We start from the raw sequence: 3,906 nt of genomic DNA on the forward strand, positions 1-3,906 counted from the left end.
AAACTCCAGAGGCAATTACGACATTATCACAGGTAAACTGGATGCCCAGGGCAATTTGCTATGGATAAAAAATTTTGGTGGTTCATTGGATGATGAGGCCATGAGGCTTGTTTGTACCAGCGACGGTGGATACGTAGTTGCCGGTTACGCCTTCTCATCTAATGGAGATATAACGAAACACTATGGTCAAGACGATATTTACCTGCTGAAATATGATGCGCTGGGTAACCTTTTATGGCAAAAGAATTATGGAGGATACAATTACGATGATCCGTATTCCCTTGAACAAACGGCTGATGGGGGGGTTATTGTTGGCGGGAGAACCTTGAGCACAAGTGTAGATGTAAGTAGCAACCATGGTAATAACGACTATTGGGTATTCAAGGTCGATATGAACGGCGGACTGCTTTGGGAGAAGACACTCGGCGGATCAAAGCAAGACGTCGCACATTGTTTCAAAGTTACTTCAGATGGCGGTTATATCGTTGCCGGCACTTCCTACTCCAGCGATGGGGATGTTTTGGTCAACAAAGGAAAATCAGACATCTGGGTGGTAAAGCTTGGTCAATGTTTATTAAATACACCTGACGTACCCAATTCGATCAATGGCAGTTCCTCTCCTTGTGCAGGCACAACGGTAATCTATGATATAGATCCGGTAAATGATGCTACCGGTTATACCTGGTCAGTTCCCGCAGGCTGGTCAATACAATCAGGCCAGGGAACAACACAACTAACTGTGACGGTAGGCGCAGGCAGCGGGCAGGTCGATGTACTGGCTTATAACACCTGTAAGTTTTCCGGAAAACAAATACTGGCAAGTACTCCAACAATTAATGTGCCTCCTGTATTAACGGTTAAGGCCGACAATAATAAAATTTGCAAAGGTACTCCGGTGACATTTACCGCGCAAACTACCAATGCCGCTTCGCCTACCTATCAGTGGAAAAAGAATGGCAACAATGTTGGTAGTAATTCACCAACGTATATGGATAATACACTTGTCAATAATGATGTTATCAATTGTGAGATAGTGTGTACTTCTGTTTGCGGAGGTACAACATCAGCTGTTTCCCCGGTAATCAAAATGGCTGTGAATGACCTGTTGATACCAGCTTTGACAATATCCAGTAATCAGACTACAATTTGTAAAGGAACCAATATTGCATTCAGTTCAAACAGTTCCAACCCCGGAAGTCAACCGCAATACACATGGTACGTAAATAATGTGTCTACAGGCAGCAATAGTGACCGCTTTAGTAGTAGTACGCTGGCCGATGGAGACATCGTTACGTGCACGCTCCTTTCAAGCGAAAGCTGTGTGACGTCATCTCTGGCAACTTCTAATCCGATTGCTATTAGTGTAAATACAAACACAACAGCGGGAATAACTATCAGTACAGCTAACACTACAATATGTAAAGGTGAGGATGTTACTGTTGAAGCAAATATATCCAATGCCGGCAGCGCACCTGTTTATGTATGGAAACTAAATAACGTAGAAGTCGGTTCAAACAAGCCAGTGGTCATCGTAAGAAATCTTTCGGATCAGGACAGGATCACCTGTACTATAACTCCCGGACAAAATACATGCGCAACGCAATCTTCAACGTCCAATGTTATCACCATTAAGGTCAATCCCCTGCCGGATATTGTAATCTTTCCGGCTGACACGATCGTAAAACCGGGAACACAGGTAACGTTCAATTCTATTATCAATCTACCTATACGTTCATTTAACTGGGAGCCTTCTGCATTGCTTTCAAATAAGACCTCTCTGAATGCCACTACTGTTCCCATAATGGATGAAACCACTTACCGACTCAGCGTTGTGTCAACGGACGGATGCGCTGCATACAGCGATGCTAAGATTAAGCCCCTCTACTCATTAAATATACCAAATGCGTTTACGCCGAATGGAGATGGGAAAAATGATCTGTTCCGTATTCCGCCGCATACCAATTTCGACCTGACTCAATTAAAAATCTACAACCGTTGGGGGCAAGTAGTTTTTTCAACGAATCAAATATCGTCTGGATGGGATGGTCGCTTTATTGGCATTGACCAGTCTTCAGGAACATTTGTATACCAGATCTCCGGTGTATTAAATGGTAAGCAAATATTTTTAAAAGGTAGTCTTACATTGGTCCGTTAACCGTATTTTATGCAATTATCCTAGCTAACTATGAATTAACCCTCGTTCATTAACATTCATCAAATTCGAATTACTTTCCATCAATTCTTATATAACGATCATCAATAACCAACTTTGGAGCATCAGTTTGTAATTTTTCGACATAAGTATTAATCTTGTGCATGTAAGTAATAAACTTTATACGATAAATTAGTTACTTATGGTCCATAGTTATGAACTTATCAGTAAATTGTACAGAGTTTGCCATATTTAACTATAGTTGCTCCAAAGTTTGTAAGGATGCTCCAAAAATTAGTGAGATTGGTTCAAAGATTAGTGAGATTGGTTCAAAGTTTAGTCAGGTTGGTCCAATGTTAGTTATTGACGAGTCATAGTAAGTTATTAATGCGGCATAATACATTAGATGTGTGACAAAGTTCTAAACATATATTCAGAATTTTGCGCGGAATAACAAGAGAAGTCACCAAATTGTTTGAAGTTAATGCTCTCCAATAATTTGCGTTGATCTTATTTTGTTGCATCAATCACTGGCTGACTATCTACAAACTGCTCAAACTTTACAATTTCACCGGCTTTCAATCTCCAAACATGAGCAGCCCTCGCTATAAAGGCTTTGCCTGTCAGTTTGTATGTACCTGTATATGTTCCATATGCTACCACTTTATCATCGCTGGCAACATAATCTTCGGGAGTAAATTTATAATCTATCCATTCGCTTCCCAACCGGCTAAAAACATTTTTGGTCACGTTGTCCAAACCGATGTATGTGCCTGCATACGGAAAACCTTTGGCTTCTGTCCAGGAAATCTCATCAGCCACATATTTAGCAAGGTTTTTTCCATTTTCTTCCGAAGTTTTTCCTTCGTAAGTGCTTTTTATTATTTCAAGATTTGTCATTCTATTTTTATTTAAAAAACAACCTGACAATGCAATGAACATTGCCAGGTTGAAGATTATTTGTTTTACCATTTCATCTCCCCTGTGTTTACCTTAGCTCCTATTTGTAAAGCAGTTTCAAAAGTTAAGGTTGGATATTTTGCTTTTATTGCTGCAATTAATGCTTCGGAAGTTTTGTTGGTTTTCAACGCTTCTTCGTAAAATTGGATATAGCTTTTGGTATGTTTTACCGCACTAATATCGAAAGGTGAATTGGAATTAGCGTGTGCAGGTATTACGATTGACGGATGCAAAGCTTCTATATTATCCAATACAGCAATCCATTGTTTGCGAGCTTCTGCTGTCTGTGCATCTGCCATCCATAGGTTAAAAGTGGTTCCAAAAACATTGATGCCACCTATCACTGCTTTTATAGAAGGTATCCAAACAAAAGTTTTAGATGGAAACTCTTCCAAACCTACAATTTCTAATTGCTGACCCTCCAGCTCAATACTATTACCTTTTAAAACTTGTGGCAAAACAATATTTGAAGTGATAGCTTTACCTAATCTTCCGCCCCAAATCTCCAGCTTTTTCTGTGCCGTTGCTTTGATAGATTCTACTGTTGCCGGCGAAGCGTAAGCGGTAACTTCCGGAAAATATTTTTTGAATACTTCCAACCCAAAGTAAAAATCGGGGTCTGTATGAGAAATATAAATACTGATTAACTTTTTACCCGAATTTTTAATTTGCTGTGCCACTTTTTCGGCATCAGCCAGAGTAAATTGTGCATCAATTAAAACAGCATCTGTTTTTCCTGAAACAATTACTGATGCTACACCAAAACTATTTTCCGATGCGTTGTAAATGTCGAG

At 39.8% G+C, this 3,906-nt stretch carries 3 protein-coding genes; 1 reads left to right on the top strand and 2 read right to left on the bottom strand.

Features of this window, described 5'->3' with window-relative positions:
- Nucleotides 1-2,155, top strand: a 2,155-nt coding sequence (locus tag ACJ751_RS15225; RefSeq protein ID WP_407746359.1) for a gliding motility-associated C-terminal domain-containing protein, incomplete at its 5' end; no start/stop codon positions are given.
- Between the two features lie 507 nt (nucleotides 2,156-2,662).
- Here the strand turns inward: ACJ751_RS15225 and ACJ751_RS15230 are convergent.
- Together ACJ751_RS15230 and ACJ751_RS15235 are read right to left on the bottom strand one after the other, a co-directional pair.
- Complete coding sequence (locus tag ACJ751_RS15230) at nucleotides 2,663-3,124, bottom strand: nuclear transport factor 2 family protein (protein WP_407746360.1); 462 nt, start codon at nucleotides 3,122-3,124, stop codon at nucleotides 2,663-2,665.
- Nucleotides 3,118-3,906: MBL fold metallo-hydrolase (locus ACJ751_RS15235; protein WP_407746361.1), on the bottom strand; the 789-nt coding region annotated here is incomplete at its 5' end. The genes ACJ751_RS15235 and ACJ751_RS15230, both read right to left, overlap by 7 nt.

It is taken from the genome of Niastella sp. (genome assembly GCF_045805085.1).
Classification (GTDB): domain Bacteria; phylum Bacteroidota; class Bacteroidia; order Chitinophagales; family Chitinophagaceae; genus Niastella.

Coding starts and splice junctions, on each gene's coding strand:
- ACJ751_RS15230 (WP_407746360.1), bottom strand. CDS start 3,124: ATGGTAAAACAAATAATCTTCAACCTGGCAATGTTCATTGCATTGTCA.